At 73.5% G+C, this 19,827-nt stretch carries 19 protein-coding genes; 11 read left to right on the forward strand and 8 right to left on the reverse strand.

Annotated elements, in window-relative coordinates; translation table 11 throughout:
- The 4 genes from C5507_RS07570 to C5507_RS07585 form a co-directional block, all read left to right on the forward strand.
- On the forward strand, positions 1-1,803 hold a 1,803-nt coding region (locus C5507_RS07570; protein ID WP_158657536.1), incomplete at its 5' end, for an HAD-IC family P-type ATPase.
- 81 nt (positions 1,804-1,884) lie between these two features.
- Positions 1,885-2,508 carry a putative quinol monooxygenase gene (locus C5507_RS07575; protein ID WP_104527930.1) on the forward strand — a complete coding sequence of 208 codons (624 nt, stop codon included), beginning with the start codon at positions 1,885-1,887 and terminating at the stop codon, positions 2,506-2,508.
- Positions 2,509-2,664: 156 nt separating this feature from the next.
- Entirely contained in the window at positions 2,665-2,919 is a 255-nt protein-coding gene (locus C5507_RS07580; RefSeq protein ID WP_104527931.1) for a type II toxin-antitoxin system Phd/YefM family antitoxin, read from the forward strand.
- Complete coding sequence (locus tag C5507_RS07585; protein ID WP_242611091.1) at positions 2,916-3,308, forward strand: type II toxin-antitoxin system VapC family toxin; 393 nt, start codon at positions 2,916-2,918, stop codon at positions 3,306-3,308. The genes C5507_RS07580 and C5507_RS07585 overlap by 4 nt, the downstream gene beginning before the upstream one ends.
- A gap of 28 nt (positions 3,309-3,336) precedes the next feature.
- Here C5507_RS07585 and C5507_RS07590 read toward each other — a convergent pair whose 3' ends face one another.
- On the reverse strand, positions 3,337-6,618 hold the full coding sequence (locus C5507_RS07590; RefSeq protein ID WP_104527932.1) for a DEAD/DEAH box helicase: 3,282 nt from the start codon (positions 6,616-6,618) through the stop codon (positions 3,337-3,339).
- 84 nt (positions 6,619-6,702) lie between these two features.
- Entirely contained in the window at positions 6,703-7,236 is a 534-nt protein-coding gene (locus C5507_RS07595; RefSeq protein ID WP_104528055.1) for a DUF4916 domain-containing protein, read from the reverse strand.
- A 136-nt stretch (positions 7,237-7,372) separates the two neighbouring features.
- Here C5507_RS07595 and C5507_RS07600 point away from each other — a divergent pair, with 136 nt between their 5' ends.
- Positions 7,373-8,041: a helix-turn-helix domain-containing protein gene (locus C5507_RS07600; protein ID WP_104527933.1), complete on the forward strand. Its 669-nt coding sequence runs from the start codon at positions 7,373-7,375 to the stop codon at positions 8,039-8,041.
- A gap of 63 nt (positions 8,042-8,104) precedes the next feature.
- Here the strand turns inward: C5507_RS07600 and C5507_RS07605 are convergent, their stop codons facing one another.
- From C5507_RS07605 to C5507_RS07625, 5 genes are all read right to left on the reverse strand, one after another.
- Positions 8,105-8,551, reverse strand: a complete 447-nt coding sequence (locus C5507_RS07605) for a hypothetical protein (protein WP_104527934.1) — start codon at positions 8,549-8,551, stop codon at positions 8,105-8,107.
- A 180-nt stretch (positions 8,552-8,731) separates the two neighbouring features.
- A complete protein-coding gene (locus C5507_RS07610; protein WP_104527935.1) occupies positions 8,732-10,507 on the reverse strand; it encodes a putative bifunctional diguanylate cyclase/phosphodiesterase in 1,776 nt (591 codons plus the stop codon).
- A gap of 89 nt (positions 10,508-10,596) precedes the next feature.
- Positions 10,597-12,006 (reverse strand): DUF4407 domain-containing protein, encoded by a 1,410-nt coding sequence (locus C5507_RS07615; protein ID WP_104527936.1) that lies wholly within the window; start codon positions 12,004-12,006, stop codon positions 10,597-10,599.
- Between the two features lie 124 nt (positions 12,007-12,130).
- Entirely contained in the window at positions 12,131-12,388 is a 258-nt protein-coding gene (locus tag C5507_RS22175) for a hypothetical protein (protein WP_158657537.1), read from the reverse strand.
- Between the two features lie 103 nt (positions 12,389-12,491).
- A complete protein-coding gene (locus C5507_RS07625; protein ID WP_104527937.1) occupies positions 12,492-13,073 on the reverse strand; it encodes a TIGR03086 family metal-binding protein in 582 nt (193 codons plus the stop codon).
- Positions 13,074-13,127: 54 nt separating this feature from the next.
- On the opposite strand from C5507_RS07625, the gene C5507_RS07630 reads away from it, so the two are divergent.
- The 5 genes from C5507_RS07630 to C5507_RS07650 all read left to right on the forward strand — a co-directional run bounded on the left by C5507_RS07630 (position 13,128) and on the right by C5507_RS07650 (position 17,176).
- Positions 13,128-13,547, forward strand: coding sequence for a DUF1810 domain-containing protein (locus C5507_RS07630; protein ID WP_104527938.1), 420 nt, complete (start codon positions 13,128-13,130; stop codon positions 13,545-13,547).
- Positions 13,548-13,821: 274 nt separating this feature from the next.
- Positions 13,822-14,832 (forward strand): hypothetical protein, encoded by a 1,011-nt coding sequence (locus tag C5507_RS07635; protein ID WP_158657538.1) that lies wholly within the window; start codon positions 13,822-13,824, stop codon positions 14,830-14,832.
- 135 nt (positions 14,833-14,967) lie between these two features.
- Positions 14,968-15,999: a glutathione S-transferase family protein gene (locus C5507_RS07640; protein WP_207225764.1), complete on the forward strand. Its 1,032-nt coding sequence runs from the start codon at positions 14,968-14,970 to the stop codon at positions 15,997-15,999.
- 50 nt (positions 16,000-16,049) lie between these two features.
- Positions 16,050-16,460 carry a hypothetical protein gene (locus tag C5507_RS07645; protein WP_104528056.1) on the forward strand — a complete coding sequence of 137 codons (411 nt, stop codon included), beginning with the start codon at positions 16,050-16,052 and terminating at the stop codon, positions 16,458-16,460.
- Positions 16,461-16,627: 167 nt separating this feature from the next.
- Positions 16,628-17,176, forward strand: a complete 549-nt coding sequence (locus C5507_RS07650; protein WP_130504232.1) for a DUF6318 family protein — start codon at positions 16,628-16,630, stop codon at positions 17,174-17,176.
- A gap of 467 nt (positions 17,177-17,643) precedes the next feature.
- Here C5507_RS07650 and C5507_RS07655 read toward each other — a convergent pair whose 3' ends face one another.
- Positions 17,644-17,913: a hypothetical protein gene (locus C5507_RS07655; RefSeq protein WP_104527942.1), complete on the reverse strand. Its 270-nt coding sequence runs from the start codon at positions 17,911-17,913 to the stop codon at positions 17,644-17,646.
- 229 nt (positions 17,914-18,142) lie between these two features.
- Between C5507_RS07655 and C5507_RS07660 the strand changes: the two genes are divergently transcribed.
- A complete protein-coding gene (locus C5507_RS07660; RefSeq protein ID WP_104527943.1) occupies positions 18,143-19,648 on the forward strand; it encodes an HNH endonuclease signature motif containing protein in 1,506 nt (501 codons plus the stop codon).
- Positions 19,649-19,827 lie beyond the last annotated feature (179 nt).

A 19,827-nucleotide genomic window follows, 5' to 3' on the forward strand; every position in this document is an offset into this window, starting at 1 on the left:
TTCGGCGGGCTGCTCGCCGGCCTCGTGCGTGCGCTGGCCGGTCGCACCGCGGTCCGGTTGCCGGAGCGGGTCACGATCGCCGGCCAGGCCGTCATCGGTGTGGCGATCGGTGCCGTGGTGGGGGTGGCCATCGCGGTCGCCGCCGTGCCCGAAGGGCTGCCGCTGGTCGCCACCGTCGCCCAGCAGGCCGCCGCCCGCCGGCTGTCCAACCGCGGCGCGGTCGTGCGCAGCGCCCGGGTGCTGGAGGCGCTCGGCCGGGTCGACACCGTCTGCTTCGACAAGACCGGCACGCTCACGGAGAACCGGCTGCGGGTCGCCCGGCTCCTCCCCGACGGCGACACCGGCGACGACGAGCTGCTCCGCCTCGCCGCCGCGGGCATGGGCAACGGTGACGACGGCGCGCACGAGACCGACCGCGCCGTCCTCGACGCGGCCGGCGACGCCTGGGACGGCCCGCCGGACGCGAGCCTGGCGTTCGCCGCCGGCCGCGGCTTCTCCGTCGCCGTCCGCGACGGCCGCCTCGTGGTCAAGGGCGCGCCCGAGGTGGTGCTCCGCCGCTGCGCCGCAGCGCCCGACGTCGGTGACCGGGTCCGCGAGCTGGCCGGCACCGGGCTGCGGGTGCTCGCCGTCGCCGACCGCGGGATCGACGGCGTGCCCGAGGACCTCGACGAGGCGGCCGCCGACCTCACCTTCCGCGGGCTGATCGGGCTGGCCGACACGCTGCGCGAATCGTCGGTGCGCGCCGTCGAGCAGCTGCGCGCGGCCGGCGTGCGGGTCGTCGTGGCCACCGGCGACCACCCCGAGACGGCCGGCGCCATCGCCGCCGAGGCCGGCATCCCCGACGCCGACAAAGTCGTGACCGGCGCGGCGCTGGCCAAGGCCTCCGACGCCGAGCGGGCCCGGATGGTCGCCGAGACCGCCGTCTTCGCCCGGCTCTCGCCCGAGCAGAAGGTGACCCTGGTGCAGGCGCTGCGCAAGGCCGGCGCGACGCTGGCGATGACCGGCGACGGCGTCAACGACGCCGCGGCGATCCGGCTGGCCGACGTCGGCGTCGGCGTCGAGGGCGCCGAGTCGCCCGCCGCCCGCACCGCGGCCGACCTCGTGCTCACCGACCTCGACCTCACCCGCCTGGTCGACGCCATCGCCGAGGGCCGGGCCATGTGGGGCCGGGTCCGCGACGCGGTGTCCATCCTGGTCGGCGGCAACGCCGGCGAGGTGGCCTTCACCGTGCTCGGCACCGCGCTCGGCGGCCGCTCGCCGCTGGGCACCCGCCAGCTGCTGCTGGTCAACCTGCTCACCGACATGTTCCCGGCGCTCGCCGTCGCCGTGGCCGCACCCCGGCACGTGCCGAACGATGACGACGAGGGGCCGCTGGCCGGGCACCCGCTGGCGGCGGTGCTGCGCGCCGGCCCGCACCGTGGCTTTTCCGACGCGGTCCGGCGCATGGTGCTGGTCCGGGGCGCGGCGACCACCGCCGGCGCCACCGGCGCGTGGGCGGTCGGCAAGGTGACCCCGGTCTTCCCCGGCCGCGCCGGCACCATGGGTCTGGCCGCGCTCATCGCCACCCAGCTGGCGCAGACCGCGTGGATGGGCCGGCGCAGCCCGCTGGTGCTGGCCACGGTCGCCGGCTCGCTCGTCGTCCTGGTCGCCATCGTGCAGACCCCGGGGCTGAGCCGGTTCTTCGGCTGCACGCCGCTGGACCCGGTTTCCTGGTCGGTGGTGCTCGGTTCGGCCGCCGTCGGGGCCGCGGGCGCCGAGGTGGTGCCGGCCCTGGTCACCCGGTGGCGCGCGCACAGCCGTTGACAGGCGTCGGGAGCCGAGCAGCATGGCCGTCGCGGGACGCCGCAGGGGCGCCACGCCAGGCCCTGAGGAAGGGAGGGCGTCATGTACGCCCGCTCCACGACGATCACCGCCGCCCCGGACCGCATCGACGCCGGCCTCGCCGCCGTCCGCGACGACGTCATGCCCGCCGTCCTCGACATGGACGGCTGCGTCGGGCTGTCCATGCTCTGCGACCGGGACTCCGGTCGCTGCATCGTCACCACCGCGTGGGCGAGCGAGGACGCGATGGCCGGGACCCGCGAGGGGGTGCGCCGGATGCGCGAGCAGGCGACCGAGCGGTTCGGTGCCCGCGAGCCCGAGGTGCGCGAGTGGGAGATCGCGGCGATGCACCGGCTGCACCCCGTGGGCGACGACGCCTGCGCCCGGGTCACCTGGTCCTGCGTCGACCCGGCCGCCATGGACCGCGTCCTCGAGGCCTTCCGCACCGACCTCATCCCGCGGATGGACGGCATGCCCGGCTTCTGCAGCCTCAGCCTGATGCTGGACCGGCAGACCGGCGACAACTCGCTCACCGCCGTCTACGCCGACCGCCGGGCTCTGGAGTCGTCCCGCCAGCGGGCCACCTACATCCGCGACGAGTTCCGCCGGGCGCTGCACATGTCGGCTACCGACGTGGCCGAGTTCGACGTCGTCCTGCACCACCTGCGCGTGCCCGAACTGGTCTGACGCAGGTCGGCGGTCGCCGCAGGGAGAAGAGCTGACCTCCCTGCCGAGCGCGCCCCGACCGGGGCCCGGACACCCTCGCCTGACGCTTCCGGAGGTCTCGAGAACGACGGCGGACGACTGCTACACCTGTGCTACGGAAGCGCTACAGTCGACGGCATGAAGGTCGCCTCGCGGGAGTTGCGGAACGACACCGCCGGAGTGCTGCGGCGCGCCGCGGGGGGTGAGCGGGTCCAGATCACCGTGAACGGCGAGCCGGTGGCCGAGCTGGGGCCGTTGAGCCAGGACCGGCCGCACTGGACGAGCAGCGCGCTCCTGGCCGAACGGCTCGACGACATCCAGGCCGATCCGGCCCTCGCCGAAGAGTTGCTGGCGCTCTCCGGCGGCACGGACGAGCTCCGGTCGCTCGAGTGAGCCGCGGGCTGCTGGACACCAGCGTGTTCATCGCCCGCGAGGGCCGCCGCCTGGACAGCGCGCAGCTGCCCGAGCAGGTCGCCGTCTCGGTGATCACCTACGCGGAGCTGCGCGCCGGGGTCCTCGCCGCCACCGACCTGTCCGTGCGCTCGCGCCGGCTGAGCACCCTGCAGGCCGTGGCCGAGCTGAACCCGCTGCCGATCGACGCCTCCGTCGCCGACGCATGGGCAGAGCTACGGCTGCGGATCGCCCAGGCGGGCCGGCGGATGAACGTGAACGACACGTGGATCGCGGCCACCGCGCTGGCGCACGACGTCCCGGTCGTCAGCCAGGATGCCGACTTCGACGTCCTCGCCGGGATGACTCCGCTCCGCGTCGTCCGGGTCTGACGACACCCGGGCGGGGCCACCGGCCAGGTCAGCTGAACAAGCCGCGGATGTCCTCGGCCGTCAGCGTTCCCGACAGGGCGCCGGCGTCGTCGTCGAGCACCCGGGCGAACAGGTCGCGCTTGCGTTCCTGGAGTGCCACGACCTTCTGCTCGATGGTGTCCGCGGCCACCAGCCGGTAGACCATCACCGCCTTGTCCTGGCCGATCCGGTGCGTGCGGTCGACCGCCTGCGCCTCGGCCGCCGGGTTCCACCACGGGTCGAGCACGTACACGTAGTCGGCCTCGGTCAGGTTCAACCCGAACCCGCCGGCCTTGAGGCTGATCAGGAACACCGGGGCACCGCCGTCGCGGAACCCGTCGATCACCCGCTCGCGATCCCGCGTGCTCCCGTCGAGGTAGGCGTAGGGCAGCCCGGCGGCATCCAGCCGCGCGCGCACCGTGCCCAGGAATCCGGTGAACGAGCTGAACACCAGCGCGCGGTGCCCCTCGGCGACCACCTCCTGCAGGTGCTCGAGGAACGCGTCGGCCTTGCTCGAGGTGATCCCGGCGTGCTCGCCGTCCACCAGAGCCGGGTCCAGCGCCAGCTGCCGCAGGAGGGTCAGCGACCGGAAGATCGTGAACCGGTTGCGGTCCAGGTCGTCGACCAGACCGAGGATCTTGCGGCGCTCCCGCTGCAGATGCGTGTCGTAGACCTTGCGGTGCCTGGGGTTGAGCACCACCTCGAGCACCTGCTCCTGCTTGGGCGGGAGCTCGGCGGCGACCTGCTCCTTGGTGCGGCGGCGCATCAGCGGCCGGATCCGCCGGCGCAGCGCGTCCAGCCGCTCCGGATCGTGGCCGCGCTCGACCGGCGTCCGGTAGTGCTCGGTGAACCGTTGCGGGCTCGGGAACAGCCCCGGCGCCACGATGGAGAGCATCGACCACAGGTCCATCAGGTTGTTCTCCACCGGCGTACCGGTGATCGCGAGCTTGAACCGGGCCGGCAGCCGCCGCGCGGCCGCGTACGTCTTCGCCTGGTGGTTCTTCACGAACTGCGCCTCGTCGAGCACCAACCCGCTCCACGGCAGCGCCCGGTAGTCCTCCTCCCCGAGCCGCAGCAGGGTGTAGGAGGTGATCACCAGGTCGGCGCCCTCGACGACATCGGTCAGGGGCGTGCCGAGCTTGCGACCGGTGGCGGTGACGGTCCGGACGGCGAGGCCCGGCGCGAACCGCTCGGCCTCCCGCGCCCAGTTCGACACCACGCTGGCCGGGGCGACCACGAGGACTGGCGCGGTGAGGTCACCGGCCTCCTTCGCGCGGCAGATCAGCGCCAGGGTCTGCAGGGTCTTGCCCAGCCCCATGTCGTCGGCCAGCACGCCCCCGAGTCCGGCGTCCCACAGCACCGACAGCCACTGGTAGCCCTCGAGCTGGTAAGGCCGCAGCTGCGCGGCCAGCCCGGCGGGCGCCGGCGGCGGAGCGACGTCGTCCACCTCCAGCAGCGCCTGCACGTCACGCGCCCACCGCTCGCTCTGCTCGGCGACCACGCCCAGCTCGACGAGCTCGTCCCAGAGGCCGGCCTGGTAGCGGCTGATCCGCAGGCCCGGCCGGTCGCCGTCCTGCAGCGCCCTGGCCTCCTCGATCAGCCGGCGCAGCTGGTCGAACTCCGGACGGCGGATGTCGAACCACGTGCCGCTGTCCAGCAGCAGGTGTTCCTCGCCCGCCGCCAGCGCTCTGAACAGCAGCGCGAACGGGATGTCCTCGCCGTCCACGGTGACCGTGACACCCAGGTCGAACCAGTCCTGGTCCCCGCTCTCGGTGGCCGACACCCGCACGACCGGTGCGGCCTCGGCCAGCCGGTAGTCCGGCGGCTCCCCCGTCACCTCGATGTGGACCCCGGCCTCGGCGAGCCGGGGCAGCAGCTCGGTGACGAGGACCACGGTGTCCAGCCCGGACACCTCGGCGGTGGGGATCGGCCGCGGGTCCGGGCCGACGTGCCACACCCTCAGCAGCCGCTCCGGCGGAGCGGGCAGGGCACGCAGCAACCGCTGCTCCTCGCCCGCGTCGCGCCCCGGATCCGCCGCAGCGGCGGCGTCGCGCGCCAGCGGCACCCGGCGGACGTCCTCCCCCGTGTGGTACAGCACCGACCAGTCCAGGCGCGCCCGGTGGCCGCTGGAATGGGTGACGTCCAGCCGCAGCTGCGGGGGCAGCACCTCCGGCAGCTCCACCGATCCGTCGGACGACCGCACCGGCAGGGCACGGCGCAGGGCCGGGTAGAAGCCGGTCAGGAAGCGGGCCCGGTCGGCCGCGGGGATCCGCAGCGAGCCGAGGGCGACCAGCTTCTCGACCCGCCGGGGAACCCGCTGCAGCGGCACCAGCACCAGCCCCGCCCCGGCGCCGAAGCCCGGCGGGAGGTCTTCCGTGCCGGGGACGACCGCGACGCCGTGCGGAGGGCTCCCGAGCAGCCGGACGGAGCCGGCCGGCACGCGGACGTCGGCGTCCAGATCGACCACGGCCTGCACCCGGAGACCGCCGTCGCCGTCCTGGCGCACGTCCACGGTGAGCGCGCCCGGGAGCTCGGCGACCTGCACCGGCGCGCCCCCGGTGGTCAGCAGCGGCACGCCGTCGTCCGTGGCCTGCCGCAGGGCCGGCCACAGCGCGGGGCCGAAGTCCTGCAGGAGCACGGGCACGTCACCGGAGCGGTAGTGGTAACCGGGCGCGTCGGCGCCGGCCGCATGCGCCCGGTGGAGCCCGAGCAGCGCGGCGGCGTGCGCGGCATCGCGCTGCCCGGAGTAGTCGTACTCCAGGTTCCGCCACGACACCCCGCTGCGCACCCACCGCCCCTTCGCGCCCGGCACCACCGGACGCAGCCGCACCGACACCTCGGACGCCGCCCCGCGGCCCACCCTCTCGACGTCGAACTGCAGCCCGACCGGCGTCCCCCGACGGCCCTCGGGTAGCGCGGCGGCGGGCAGCACGTCGGCCAGCGCGAGCTCCCACTGCGGCTCGGGAGGACCGGCGGGAGGAGCCGCGGTCGGCGCCGCGAGGGCCTGCCGGGCCGCGACCAGCAGTGCGGCGGCGTGCTTGCAGTCCTCGCCGACCGGGCAGCTGCACTCGCCCCACCACCGGGCGTCGCCGCGGTCGAACACCGCCACGGTCTGGTAGACGCGCCGCTGGCTGCCGACCACCACGGCGCCGAGCTCGCCGGACGAGCGCGCGTAGGAGATCTCCGAGACCCGGCCCTCCCGCGCGTACGCGGCGCCGCGCCGCCACGCCTCGTCCCCGACCGACCGCCGGATGACGGCGTCGGAGAGCATCGGCATCAGCTGCTGGAGCACCGCCCGAGGCTAGCTCCGCCGATCCCCGCGAGGCCCCGGTCGTCCACACCGCGGCGATCCGTCCACAGGGCGCCCGGCGGGGGTTCAGACCCCGAGGTGCGCCAGCGCCTGCAGCAGCAGCATGCTCTGGCCGTTCTCGAACTCGGCGAGCACCCCGGGGTCGCGCGCCTCGAGCGGGGAGAACCAGGTCAGCTCCAGCGCGTCCTGCTGCGGCTCGCAGTCACCCTCCACGGGCACGACGAAGGCCAGCGACACCGCGTGCTGCCGTGGGTCGTGGAACGGCGTCACCCCCGGCGTCGGGAAGTACTCGGCCACGGTGAACGGCTGCGGCGCCGGCGGCACCCGCGGCAGCGCCAGCGGCCCGAGGTCCTTCTCCATGTGCCGTAGCAGCGCCGCCCGGATGCGCTCGTGGTACTGCACCCGTCCCGACACCAGCGCCCGCTTGATCTGCCCGTCCGCGCCGGCCCGCAGCAGCAGCCCGATGGCGACCACCTGGCCGTGCTCGTCCACCCGCACCGGCACGACGTCGACGTACACGATGGGCAGCCGCTCGCGCGCGGCGTCCATCTCCTCGCGGGAGAGGAAGCCGCCACCGGTCTGCGTCGAGAGCTCGGTCATGAGCACTGTCTAACCGATGCAGCCGGCCCCGCGCCTGATCGGGTGGTCCGGCGAGTTGCCCGAGCGAGGGGAACCGAGGGAAGAACGGACCAGCGCTGCGCTTGATGGACGGTGTCGTCCGGACGACGCTATCCGTATGCCCCTGCTGACGACGCAGCAGGCCGCCGAGCGGATCGGCGTCTCCGTCCGGCACGTGCAGCGGCTCGTCGCGGGAGGCGGCCTGGACGCGATCGGCACCGACCGGATCGATGCCGACTCCGTCGCCCAATGGCTGGCACAGCGACAGGGACGCCGGCTGCGCGCCTGGGAGGCGCCGACCGCATGGGCCGCGGTCGCGCTCTTGGAGGACGAGCCGGCGCCGTGGCTGGGGCAGGCACAACGATCCCGGCTGCGGTCAGCGCTCGCAGGAACCACCGCCGCGGAGCTGACCGGTCGCACCCGCAACCGCGCCGAGGTGCAGCGCTTCCACGCGCACCCGCGAGCCCTCGGCCACCTGACCCGGGACGTCGTCGAGTCGGGCGCGAACCGCGGCATCGGCGGGCTCGCGGCCGCCTCCGACCGGCTCGACGGCTACATCGCCGCATCCGGCGTACGCCGCGTGGTCCAGCGCTACGAGCTCGATCCCGATCCGGCCGGGAACCTGACCCTGCGGACGACGGACATGCCGCTGGACGTCGTCGCCGAGCTCGTCGACGGGCGCCGGCACGTGCTGGCCGGACTCGACCTCGCCGGCTCCACCGACACCCGCGAGCGGTCGGCGGGACACCGCCTCCTCGACCGCGCACTGGCGGCGCTCAAGAGCTGACCCCCTGGGACGACGCGAGCCCCGCACCTGCTCGGCAGGTACGGGGCTCGCGGAGAAGAGAGGTCAGTCGCCGGTGTAGGCGACGACGCCGAAGTGCTGCTCGCCCTGCTCGTCGGTCTGCACCAGCACGGTGTAGGCCTGGCCGCCGATGATCGCCGCGCAGGTGTCGCCCTCGCACTCGACCGTCGTCACCTCGGCGCCCTGCTCGGTCACCGACCGGGCGAAGGCGGCCTCGGTCTCGGCGTTGGCGTCGTCGATGCTGCCGCGCCAGAGGATCAGGCCGGCGATCGCGATGGCCGCGACGAGCACGGCCACCATCGCGGCGACCAGCAGCGCGGTGTTCCGCTTCGGCCGAGCCGGCTCACCCGCCGGCGAGGCCTCGGCCGGGTGGGCGGCCTCGGCCGGGTGGGTGGCCTCGGCCGGGTGGGTGGCCTCGGCCGGGTGGGCGGCCGGCTGCCCCGGGGCGACGCCGGTCGTCGGGTCGGGCTGATTGGTGCTGTCGGTGCTCATCGCGGTACGTCCTCAGTTGCTCACGGGAGTCGGGACGCCGAGGAGCTCCACGCGGCAGTCCGCCGGCGGCCACACCCTCAGCCGTCCAGCTGACCCCTCGAGCGTCCCACAGCGAACCGCCGTCCGGGCCGCCCTCCCGGGCACTCCCAGCCGACTCGCAGCGGGCGCCCAGCCACCCGCTCAGCCGCTCGCGAGCGCCACGGCCGGCGGGTCGACGACGTCGGCCGCCGTCAGCGAGGCCACCAGCTCGGCCACCGGCCGGGGCCGGCCGTACAGGTAGCCCTGCGCCAGCGGGCAGCCCAGCGACGCCAGCGCCCGCGCCTGCTCCGGCGTCTCCACGCCCTCGGCGATGAGGATCAGGTCCAGCGCGTCGGCCAGCGCCATGACGCTGCGCAGCAGCCGCGCCCGCCGGGTCGAGGTGGTGATCGCCGAGACGAACGAGTTGTCCAGCTTCAGGAAGTCGGTCGGCAGTGTGTCCAGCCGGGACAGCGCCGAGTAGCCGGTGCCGAAGTCGTCGATCGCCACCCGCAGCCCGTGCTCGCGCAGCACGTGCAGGGCGTGCACCGACCGGGTCGACTCGGCCTCCACCAGGCTCTCGGTCACCTCGACGACGGTGCGCTCGGCCGGCCAGCCGGAGCCCGCCAGCGTGGCCAGCACCCGGTCCGGGAAGCCGGGATCGTCCAGCTCCAGCCCCGACACGTTGACGGTCAGGAACAGCGAGCGGCCGGTCGCCTCGGACAGCGTCCGCGCATCGCGGCACGCGGCCAGCCACACGAACGCGCCGAGGGCGCCGATCAGGCCCTCCCGCTCGGCGACCGGCACGAAGTCCGCCGGCGGCACCGCGCCGAGCTCGGGGTGGGTCCAGCGCACCAGCGCCTCGACGCCGACGATCTCGCCGTCGGCCGGCGTCACGACCGGCTGGAGGTGCACCGACAGGCCACCGGAGGTGCCGGCCGCGAGCGCGGCGGCCAGGTCGCGGGCCATCGGGCTCTGCCCGCCGGCGTCCAGCTCGCTGCGGCCGCGGCCCCGGCTCTTCACCCGGTACAGGGCGGCGTCCGCGCGGCGCATCAGGTCCGCGGGCGAGTCGCCCGGCGCGAGCTCGGCCACCCCCACCGATGTGCCGATGTGCGGCAGCGCCGCCCGGAGCGCCTCGGCGCACGCGAGCGCGCTCCCGCCGTCGGATCCCGGGAGCAGCAGGGCGAACTCGTCGCCACCGTGCCTCGCCAGCACCGCGGTGCCGGGGAGCAGCGGGGTCCAGGTGGCGGCGACGGCGCGCAGCATCTCGTCGCCGGCGGCGTGCCCCCGGGAGTCGTTGACGGCCTTGAAGTGGTCCAGGTCGAACAGCGCCGCGGACAGCGGCTCGCCGGTGCGGGCCGTCGCGCGCACGGCAGCCTCCAGGGCCTCGTCGAAGCCGCGGCGGTTCACCAGCCCGGTGAGCGCGTCCTCGTGGGCGGTGGCCGCGCGGTGCGCGACCACGGCCATGGCGCCGGCGCAGCCGACGACGAGCACCGCGAGAACCCCGGCCACACCGGCGTCCACGTCGCCCCGCGCGACGACCACGACCGCGCCCATGACGAGCAGCTCGGCCAGGTAGCCCAGCGCGCACGGCAGCGCGAAGAAGAGGAAGGAGCCCATCGCGGCGAAGGCGCTCAGGGACAGCATCGCGACGGCGGCGCCCACCGTGGGCGAGGCGTAGGCGAAGACCCCGATGTCGACGACGCCGGCGGCCATCAGGAACCGGTAGCCCGACAGCGGTATGCGGTGCCCCCAGCGCATGACGACGAGGCCCACCCCGGCCGTGACCGGTCCGAGCGCAGCCGCGCCCGGGTGCATCGCGCCCGCGGACCCCAGGACCAGCGCGATCGCGCCCAGCCCGCCCATCACGGTGAGCAGGCCGGACGTCCGCGCGATCAGCCGCGAGGTGGCCACCTCAGGAGCCAACCGGCTGATCCGCATGGCTTGGACCTCGGCACACGCTCAGCGGAACTCAAGCGGCCGCATCCTGCGCCGTCCGGAAGTCCCCCGGACGGGGGGCCTGTCGGTGGTCAGACGCCGGTCGGCACCCGGTCCTGCGGCTTGCGCCGCACCGAGCGCACGGTGCGGACGGCGGCGTTGCGGGCCAGCTCCCGGATCGGGCCGGTGTCCCACAGCTGCCGCGGCGCCTCGTCGGCGGTCTCCGGCGCCGGCGTGGCCCCGCCCTGCCGCTCCCGCTCGACCCGCGCCGCCACCTCGGCCAGCGCGGTGCGGCGCCGGGCCAGGATGGCTTCCCGCTGCCGGTCGACCCGCTCCTTCTCGGCGAGCACCAGCAGCTCCTCCTTGGCCCGCGCCACCGTGCGGCGCGAGTCCTGCGCCATCGCCTCGAGGTCGACGTCGCCGTCGTCGCGCAGCGCGGCCAGCCGGTCGTAGGCGGTGGGCGGGCTGAAGTTCAGCAGCAGCTTCATGAGCACCGGCAGGACCTCCACGCTCATGAACAGCAGCGAGAGCATGAACTGGGCGGCGGCGAGGGTGCCGCTCTCGTCCCCGAGGCGGTCCAGCGCCTCCAGGCGCAGCAGGATGCCGCCCGAGCCCTCGTTCTGGGCGTCGAACGCGGCCTGCAGCCGGTCCAGCTCGGCGCTCAGCCGGGCGAAGTCGGCGCGGTCGCGGTCCAGCGACGACGTCGCCAGCTGGGCGCTGCGGCCCTCGGCCGCGGTCACCCCGGCGACGGCGGCGTCGAGCTCGGCGCGCGCCGCGGAGACGACCGCCTGCTGCGCGTCGGCCGCCGCACGGGCCTGCAGGTAGGCCTGCCCCGTGCCGGCGTCGCCGGTGCCGCAGGTGCCGTCGAGCTCGCACTGCGCCTTGGCCTCGAGGGCGCGCGACACCGCGAGCGCGGCGTCCAGCGCCGCCTGCTTGCCGGAGACCTCGGCGCGGACGGTCATCAGCTGCTCGTCGCTGCGGCCGCCGCTGGCCACGATCGCCTCCTGCGCGGCGATCCGCTCCTCCAGCTCGGGCAGGCCGGCGAACCGGGTGTCGGCCTCCAGCGTCTGGCGGTGCACATCGGCGGCCTCGGCCTGCATCACCACGATCTCGGCGTCGATCTCCTTGTGGAAGACCTGCAGCGTCAGCGGCGTCGCGACGACGACGCCGAGCACCAGGGCCAGCCCCACGCGGGGCACCGCCAGCGCCAGGTTCCGCTTCAGCGACGAGTCGTGCGCCATCCCGACCAGCAGCATCCGGTCCAGGTTGACGACGACGGCGCCCCAGCCCAGGCCCACCAGCAGCGCGAACGGCCACCAGACGCCGAGGGCCATGTGTACCGCGAACGCCGCGGAGACCGCGGCGAGCCCGCCGGTGCTGAGCAGGACGCCGCCCAGCGCCACGAACCGGGGCCGGGCACCGGGCGCCGCCGTCAGCACGTCCGGACGTGCCCCGGCCAGCACCGCCAGCGCGTGGCCGATCCGTCCTCGTCGAGCCAACATGTACGTGCACACCCCCGGCGACGGGGATTGCGGGGATCCGTCGCCTTCCCTGCCCTTATCGGCAGGCCCGGGGGTGTGACGGGACGGTCACGGCGTGCGGGATGTCGCGCGGGCTGCTGATGGCTCAGCCGTCCGGGGTGCTGCCGTCGCCCCCGCCCTCGGTGTTGTCGTCGCTGTCCAGGCCGCCGGTGCCCTTGTCGACGGCGTCGTCGTCCTCCTCGCCGCCGTCCACCGGGTCGGGTCCGCCGACCTCCTCCTGCTCGAACTCCTCCTCGACGCTCGTGCCGTCCTGGGGGTCGGCGGTGTCGCCCTCACCGCAGCCGGTCAGCGCCAGACCGCCGGCGAGCACCGCGCCGGCGACCATCCGCGTGGTCCTGCGCACGGGTCCTCCTCGAAGTCATGGACTGGTGCATCCTCTCCTGCCCGGCGGCCCCGCCGGCACGCGGACCCGGCGGCAGATGACACGGCTTCGACATCTCCCGCTGTCAGGTCGAGGACCACGTCGGGTCGCGGCCGGTGCGGCCCAGCAGCCGGTCCATCGCCGGGGCGCCGTCCGGCACGGGCACGACCGGCCCGAACAGGCCCTCGGGCTCGTCAGCGGGATCGCTGCGGTCGCCGACGAAGTCCAGGCACGCCTCGACGGCGGCGTCGTCCGGCCGGTAGGGCTGCCCGGTGGCGACGGCGAGGTCCCAGCCGTGCACCAGCACCTCGTCCAGCGCGACGAGTGCCATCGCCGGTGCCGGCATGCGCACCCCGGCCACCTCGGTCGTGCCCTCCCAGGCGTCCGGCTCGCGCCACGCGGCGGCCAGCGCCGCCAGCTGGGCGGGAAGGCGGGTGCGCCAGTCGGGCGCGAGGCTCGCCGCGTCGGCCGACGGGCCGCCGTCGAAGGCGGTCTTCTCCGCGGCGAGCCGGAACGCCAGCGTGAGCCCGACCAGGTGGTCGAGCAGGGCGGCGACCGTCATGTCCTCGCACGGCGTCGGGTGGCACAGCTGGTCCTCCCGCACGCCGGCGACCACGCGGGCCACCTCGGCGGTCTGCGGCCCCAGGTCGAGCGTCGTCGTCTGCATGCTTGTCAGACGGCTCCGGCGCCCCGGACTCATCGGTGGGGCAAGCTGCTCGGCGTGAGCGATCCCCACGACCTCCGCCGGTTCGTCGACGCGCAGTCCCAGACCTACGACCAGGCGCTGGGCGAGCTGCGCGCCGGGGGGAAGCGGACGCACTGGATGTGGTTCGTGTTCCCGCAGATCGCGGGGTTGGGGCGCAGCGGCATGGCCCAGCGGTTCGCGATCGCCGACCTCGACGAGGCCCGCGCGTACGTCGCCCACCCGGTGCTGGGCCCCCGGCTGGTCGAGTGCGCCCGTGCGCTCACCGCGCTGGACACCGACGACGCCGTCCGGGTGATGGGTTCGATCGACGCGCAGAAGCTCCGCTCGTCGATGACGCTCTTCGCGCACGCCGCGCCCGACCAGCCGGTCTTCCGCGAGGTGCTCGACCACTATTTCGACGGCGCGGAGGACGAGGCCACCAGTTCCCGGCTCTGACGACGCATGGCGCGGTGGCGCCGGCAACCTGCCGCCACAGGTCGGACGGGGCTGTCGCCTACCCCAGGGCCGTCGCCGTCGGGGGCGAGGCATGCCGCCGCCATACCCGCGCCCCGCCCGGTGCGGGCTGATCTTCCACCCCACGACACGCCGATTACGACACGCCCAAGTACTGCTATGGCGGGTGTAGGAAGTCAGAACCGGGCGTCGGCGGCTCGTCACCGTCCCGTCCAGCGACTTATGCGCGCCGGAAACGGGCCGCCAGGGCGGGGGAATGATGGACTCCAGCGAGATCGCAGTCGCGTTCGCCTCCTCCCTGGCAGGAGCCGTCGCCGGCGCCGTCCTGCCACTGTTCCTGCCGAAACGAACCGCCAGCAGTTCCACCAGTGCTGAGGGAAGTGCCCGTAACGCCATATCGGGTGGGACCTTCACCGGAAATGTGCACGTGGGCGACGAAGTCTTCCACCTCACGCACGACAACCGGGTGATCATCAACGGGCCGGCCGTTCGAGAAGTGGCCGATCTGACGCCTCCTCGCCGGGAGCGACGCCCGTCGAATTCTGCGGCGAGCACGAGTTCGAGCAGCGACTGGGAACCGCTCGTGTGGGGGGGCTTGGCGGTCCTGCTAGTCGTGCTGGGCTACTTGCGGTACCGGGAAACCGTCATCATCACGGTGCTCTCCCTCAGCGGCTTCGCGATGTTCTTGCCGATCGGTGCCCTGATCGCGGCGCGGGTGCGAGCTGTCTCCTACGCGCGGAGTCAGCTCGTCCAAGTCTGGCTCAACCTGCTCCTCGTATGCGCGAGTCTGCTCGGCATCTACTTCCTCAGCGATCCGCTGACGGGGATCGACGCTTCGGTGTTCGCAACACTCCTCGAGGCGGGCAGGACCGCAGCTATCGACGAGTTGTTCGAGCGGTTCGGGTTCGACTGGGTACTCTTCCTCCTGTACCAGCTGCTTGGCCTGGCCCTTTCAGTGCTCTCCGTGAGCATGATCGCGTTCCATTCGCTGAAGCTTTATGCGGTGGCTGCGACAGCGGTTCGCGCCCAGCAGGACGGGGATTACCGTCCAGGGCCCATGCGAGCATGGCTCATCCGCGTCGGCGGTGGCCCAGGAGCGATCTTCGGCAAGGCGGTCGTCCTCACCGTGTTTTCCCTCGTCCTCATCAGCGGGGCGGGATTCGCTCTCGTGTCCAAGCTCCAGTCGGATCGTGACTTTCCCGGGATCCCCGCGCCTGCGACCCCGACGGCCCCATCCGAGGGGGACCTCCCGGCTCCGCCGTCCTGACGCGCGGTTCGACGCAGCATTGCGGTCGCGATACGCCATCGCGGGGATGGCCATCGCACGCCGACGGACAGCTCCACGGCCGGCCGCCGCAATCCCGCCTCGCGTCGCCGCCGCACGTCGGCGATGGTTGAGGGCGTGAGCACTGACAGCGGTTCCGGATACGTCGAGCCCGAGTACACCCGCGACTCCAAGTACATCTCCGACCGCATCACCGCCGACGGCTCCAGCCGCTGGCCCGTCGAGGCCGGCCGCTACCGCCTCGTCGTCGCCCGCGCCTGCCCCTGGGCGAACCGCTCGGTGATCGTGCGCCGGCTGCTCGGCCTGGAGGACGCCATCTCGATGGGCCTGTGCGGGCCCACCCACGACGAGCGCAGCTGGACGTTCGACCTCGACCCCGGCGGCCGCGACCCGGTGCTGGGATACGAGCGGCTGCAGGAAGCGTTCCTCGCCCGCGACCCGGAGTACTCCCGCGGCATCACGGTGCCGGCGATGGTGGACGTGCCGAGCGGCGCCGTCGCCACCAACGACTTCCCGCAGATCACCCTGGACCTCTCCACCCAGTGGACCGCCCACCACCGCGACGGCGCGCCCGACCTCTACCCGGAGCACCTGCGCGACGAGATGGACGAGGTGATGGAGCGGGTCTACCAGGAGGTGAACAACGGCGTGTACCGCTGCGGGTTCTCCGGCTCGCAGCGCGCCTACGACAAGGCCTACGACCGGCTGTTCGCCACGATGGACTGGCTGTCCGAGCGGCTGGCCGACCGCCGCTTCCTGATGGGCGACCAGATCACCGAGGCCGACGTCCGGCTGTTCACCACGCTGGCCCGGTTCGACGCCGTCTACCACGGCCACTTCAAGTGCAACCGGCAGAAGCTGACCGAGATGCCGGTGCTGTGGGCGTACGCGCGCGACCTCTTCCAGACTCCCGGGTTCGGCGACACGATCGACTTCCCGCAGATCAAGGAGCACTACTACGTCGTGCACGCCGACATCAACCCGACGCAGATCATCCCGAAGGGGCCGGACACCTCGAACTGGCTGACGCCGCACGGCCGTGAGGAGCTCGGCGACCGGCCGTTCGGCGACGGGACGCCGCCCCCGCCGCCGCCGGCGCTGGAGCAGGTGCCCGCGGAGCACGGGCCCGGGGGCATCGCGCACCGCTGACCTGTGGACAACGGGCGGGGAGGTCGTCGCCGGCTGGCACGGTGACCGGCATGACGATCTCCCCGCTCACCGCCCTGCCCGTCCGCTCCGCCGCCGAGCTCACCGAGCGGTGGTCCGCGATCCTCGAGCCGCCGGTGTTCGGCGCCCGCAGCCTGTGGCTGACCTGGTTCGGCACCGACGGCCGGCAGCTCCCGCTGGTCGTCCCGGTCGACGATCTGCGGCTCGTCCCGGACGGCAAGATGCTGGTCGGGTTGCGCGAGCTGCACTTCTCTGTGCTCGACGACCAGCTCGGCGGCGCGGGGCACCTCGCGCTGGCGCTGTGCCGGCCGGGGTCACCGTCGGTGACCGAGGGCGACCAGCAGTGGGCCGAGGCGCTGCGCGCGGTCCTGGACGAGGCCTCCTGGAGCCTGCACCTGGCCGCCGGTGGCGCGGTCGTGCCGATGGTGGCCGGTCCGTTGTGAGCCGTCCCGCACGGTTCAGCGGTGCCGACGCTGCAGGTCTCCAGGCGCCGGGCGGTCACCCGATCCGGCGGCGGACGACGGCTTGTCCACAGTTACGGAACCGCACACGACCGAACCCTGCGTAGTCTCCCGCTGTGCGTGATCGTCGAGGACTGCGTCGAGCCGTGGTGGGTCTGCTGATCGGGACGGCCGTGTTGAGCGGCTGCTCCGAGAAGCAGCAAGCCAACGAGAGTCTCCCGACGAGTTCTGCCGCGGAGAAGACACAGTCACGGCCCGAGCTGGGCCCAGAGGATTTCCGTGTTCCTGACGAAGCGCGGGTGCAAGACCCTGCAGGTGCACAGGCGTTTGTGCGCTACTACTTCGAGCTCATCAACCACACCTCCGCCACGTTGGAGCCGGATGCGCTCCGCCAGCTAAGTGAAGACTGCGATGACTGCGCCCGTATCGCAGATAACGCCGAGAGAAGCGCACAAGCAGGCCACCGTTACGACGGGGGGCAGATCACTATCACGGAGATGGCCCCGGCCTTGGTCCGGGACGGGACGGCCGACATGGCCATTCGCCTGAATCAGTCGACGCTCGTCGTGCGCGATGCCTCGGGAAATCCGGTCGCAGAAGGAAGCTCGGAGGAGTACGTCGGTCTCCCCGGCAGTGTCTCACTCGCGTGGAAGCCCGCCCTTGACTCCTGGGTCATGACCTACATGACTTTCGGATGAGAGCGCTAACCCGCTTCGCAGTAGCCCTGCTTGTCGGGCTGCTCGTGTCCGCGTATCCATTCGCCGCCGTCGCCGACAACCACTGTGGCGCGCTGATCTGCCCAGACGTTGGATACAGCCCTGGCTCAATGAATGCGGCATACGTCGAGGGAAGTCCTGGCGGCCGGTGGATCGCCAGTAACGTCGCCCCGGAAGCTCATCCATACCGCTACCAGCTTTCACATCCCTGCGTCGTAGACGACCGGGACAACGGCGGTTGTCGACCCAGCGATTTCCGCACTTGCCCGAGCGCGCCGGGGCTGCTCGTCGAAGACCTCGTGCTCGAACGCCAGAACCTGGTCTTGTCGAACGGCACAACTGAAGACGGAATCGTCCCGCTTCCCGGCACGCCACCAGGAACCCCTGTCGGCGGCTGGTTGCCCCTAGATCGCGGTTGCGTGGACATCACCGCATTGAACCCGCCGCCGTCACCTGACGAGGTGTTCCGCTACTTCCAGACCCTGCCGCTCCCGCAGCTGGCCACCCAGCACCAGCCACCGGGCGACGGCCTGACCGGGCTGCCGGTCATCTTCTACACCGACTCCCCCACCACCCATACCTTCACCGTCGACATCCGCGGCTTCCAGGTCGTCATCGAAGCCACCGCCGAACAGTTCACCTGGCACACCGGCGACGCCACCGGCCAGATCACCAGCACCGACCCCGGCCGCCCCTATCCCGACGAGACGGTCGAGCACTCCTACCGGTCCGGCACCTACACCGCCCACCTCACCGTCACCTGGGGAGCCACCTTCTCCGTCGACGGCGGCGCAACGGTCGCGGTCCCGGGCACCACCACCACCGACGGCCCCCGGTCACCTTCGACGTCCTCCAGGCCCGGACGGTGCTCACCAACCCGTACGACTGACCGCCGGACCGGCCGGCTGAGCTGCGAAAAGTGTCAGTGGTCGGCCTTACGGTGCAGGTGTGTTCGACGACGGCTCCGCACCTGGCGATCCGGACGACGGCGTCCGCATCCGGGAGCTGCCCGACACCATCGCCCCCGGGCTGAGCGATCTCGAACTGGCCGCCGACATCTGGGCGGCCGATGCACGCGAGTCCCGCTACGCCGCCGAGCGCGCCACAGCCATCGCGGCACTGGCCCGCCGCCGTGCGATCGAGCGCGACCGCGAGTTCGGCCCGCTGGGCGGCCCGGGACTGGACAGCCGACTGCGCCGATCGCCGGTCCTCGCGCAGGTGAGCGAGACCTTCGTGTCGGAGCTCGCCCTCATCCGCGGCTGCTCCGAGGTCGAGGCCGAGGCCCTCGCCGTGGAGTCGATCGTGCTGACCACCACCATGACCGCCACGTGGGAGGCGCTCCACGCCGGCGAGATCGACGTGAAGAAGATGCGGGCGCTGGTCGATCTCCTCGGCCCCGCGAAGTCCGCCGTGACCCAGGAAATCGAACAGCGGGTACTGCCTGGCGCTGGCCGCCGCACGGTCGCCCAGCTCCGCCGACAGGTCCGGCGCGCCCTCGCCACGCTCGATGCCGAGGCGCTGGACGAGCGACGCAAGGAAGCAGCCCGGCGCGCCGACGTCCGCGCCTGCCGCACCGGTGACGGGATGAGCCAGCTGGTCATCGACCTGTCCGTCGCACGAGCGGCCGCCTGCGCCGACGCCATCGACCAGTACGCCCAGCTGCTGCGGGCCGACGGCGACCGCAGGCCGATCGGTGTCATCCGGGCCGCCGTTGCCGCCGACCTCATCCTGCGCCCGTGGGACACCTCGCGGCCTCCCGTCACCGCCCAGCTGACGATCCACGCGCCGCTGGCAGCACTGGCCGAGCCAGACGCCACCGACCCGGTCCCGCAGCCCCCCGCCGAGGTCGCCGGTGAGGTCGTCACCGCCGCCGAGTGCCGCGAGCTCCTCCGAGAGTTGGACCTGCTCGGAGTCGGCAACGCGCCCACCGGCGGCTGCATCCGGGTGGCCGTCGAGGACCCCACCACCGGCCGGCTCGTCGCCGTGGCCACCCGCCGCGAACTGCAGCGAGCCGGCGGCGCCCGCCGACGCCGCCGGCGGCGCGGCCGACCCGACCAACCGATCGATGACGGCCCCGGGCTCCGTCCACCACCGGCCACCTCCGCCTACGAGCCCACCGCCGCCCAGCAACGGTTCCTCCACACCCGTGACCGGCACTGCCGGATGCCCGGCTGCCAGCGGCGCGCCGGCCGCTGCGACATCGACCACGGCATCGCGCACGGCGACGGCGGACCGACGGACTGCTGGAACCTCTGCTGTCTGTGCCGGCGGCACCACCGCATCAAGACGTTCGCCCGCGGCTGGCACTTCGAGCTGTTGCGCGACGGGCGGCTGATCGTCCGCACGCCGAGCGGCGTCTCCCGCGAGACCCGGCCACCGGGCTGGTGCCACGAACCCGAGCCCGAACCTCCGTGGCTGGAGGAACAAGCACCACCGGACCCGCTCCACTGTTGACGGCCCGGCCGCGGACACCTCGGATCCCGACGACGCCACGGCCGGTGATGTCCGACCGTCCGTCTCCGAGGCGCCGGCCGCCTCACGTGTCGCGGGCACCAGGGCGCTACGCCGGTGCCGAACCGGTCCGCCGACGACCGGACGGGCACCTCAGCGCCCGCCGCCCCCGGCCCGCGTGA

Source organism: Blastococcus saxobsidens, assembly GCF_002938435.1.
Classification (GTDB): Bacteria; Actinomycetota; Actinomycetes; order Mycobacteriales; family Geodermatophilaceae; genus Blastococcus; species Blastococcus saxobsidens.

What these genes read in the sequence shown, in the direction of transcription:
- C5507_RS07635 (WP_158657538.1), top strand. Translation starts at nt 13,822, where the DNA reads ATGATGGACTCCAGCGAGATCGCAGTCGCGTTCGCCTCCTCCCTGGCA.
- C5507_RS07625 (WP_104527937.1), bottom strand. Translation starts at nt 13,073, where the DNA reads ATGCAGACGACGACGCTCGACCTGGGGCCGCAGACCGCCGAGGTGGCC.
- C5507_RS07600 (WP_104527933.1), top strand. Translation starts at nt 7,373, where the DNA reads ATGCCCCTGCTGACGACGCAGCAGGCCGCCGAGCGGATCGGCGTCTCC.
- C5507_RS07605 (WP_104527934.1), bottom strand. Translation starts at nt 8,551, where the DNA reads ATGAGCACCGACAGCACCAATCAGCCCGACCCGACGACCGGCGTCGCC.
- C5507_RS07580 (WP_104527931.1), top strand. Translation starts at nt 2,665, where the DNA reads ATGAAGGTCGCCTCGCGGGAGTTGCGGAACGACACCGCCGGAGTGCTG.
- C5507_RS07615 (WP_104527936.1), bottom strand. Translation starts at nt 12,006, where the DNA reads ATGTTGGCTCGACGAGGACGGATCGGCCACGCGCTGGCGGTGCTGGCC.
- C5507_RS07595 (WP_104528055.1), bottom strand. Translation starts at nt 7,236, where the DNA reads ATGACCGAGCTCTCGACGCAGACCGGTGGCGGCTTCCTCTCCCGCGAG.
- C5507_RS07610 (WP_104527935.1), bottom strand. Translation starts at nt 10,507, where the DNA reads ATGCGGATCAGCCGGTTGGCTCCTGAGGTGGCCACCTCGCGGCTGATC.
- C5507_RS07645 (WP_104528056.1), top strand. Translation starts at nt 16,050, where the DNA reads ATGACGATCTCCCCGCTCACCGCCCTGCCCGTCCGCTCCGCCGCCGAG.
- C5507_RS07575 (WP_104527930.1), top strand. Translation starts at nt 1,885, where the DNA reads ATGTACGCCCGCTCCACGACGATCACCGCCGCCCCGGACCGCATCGAC.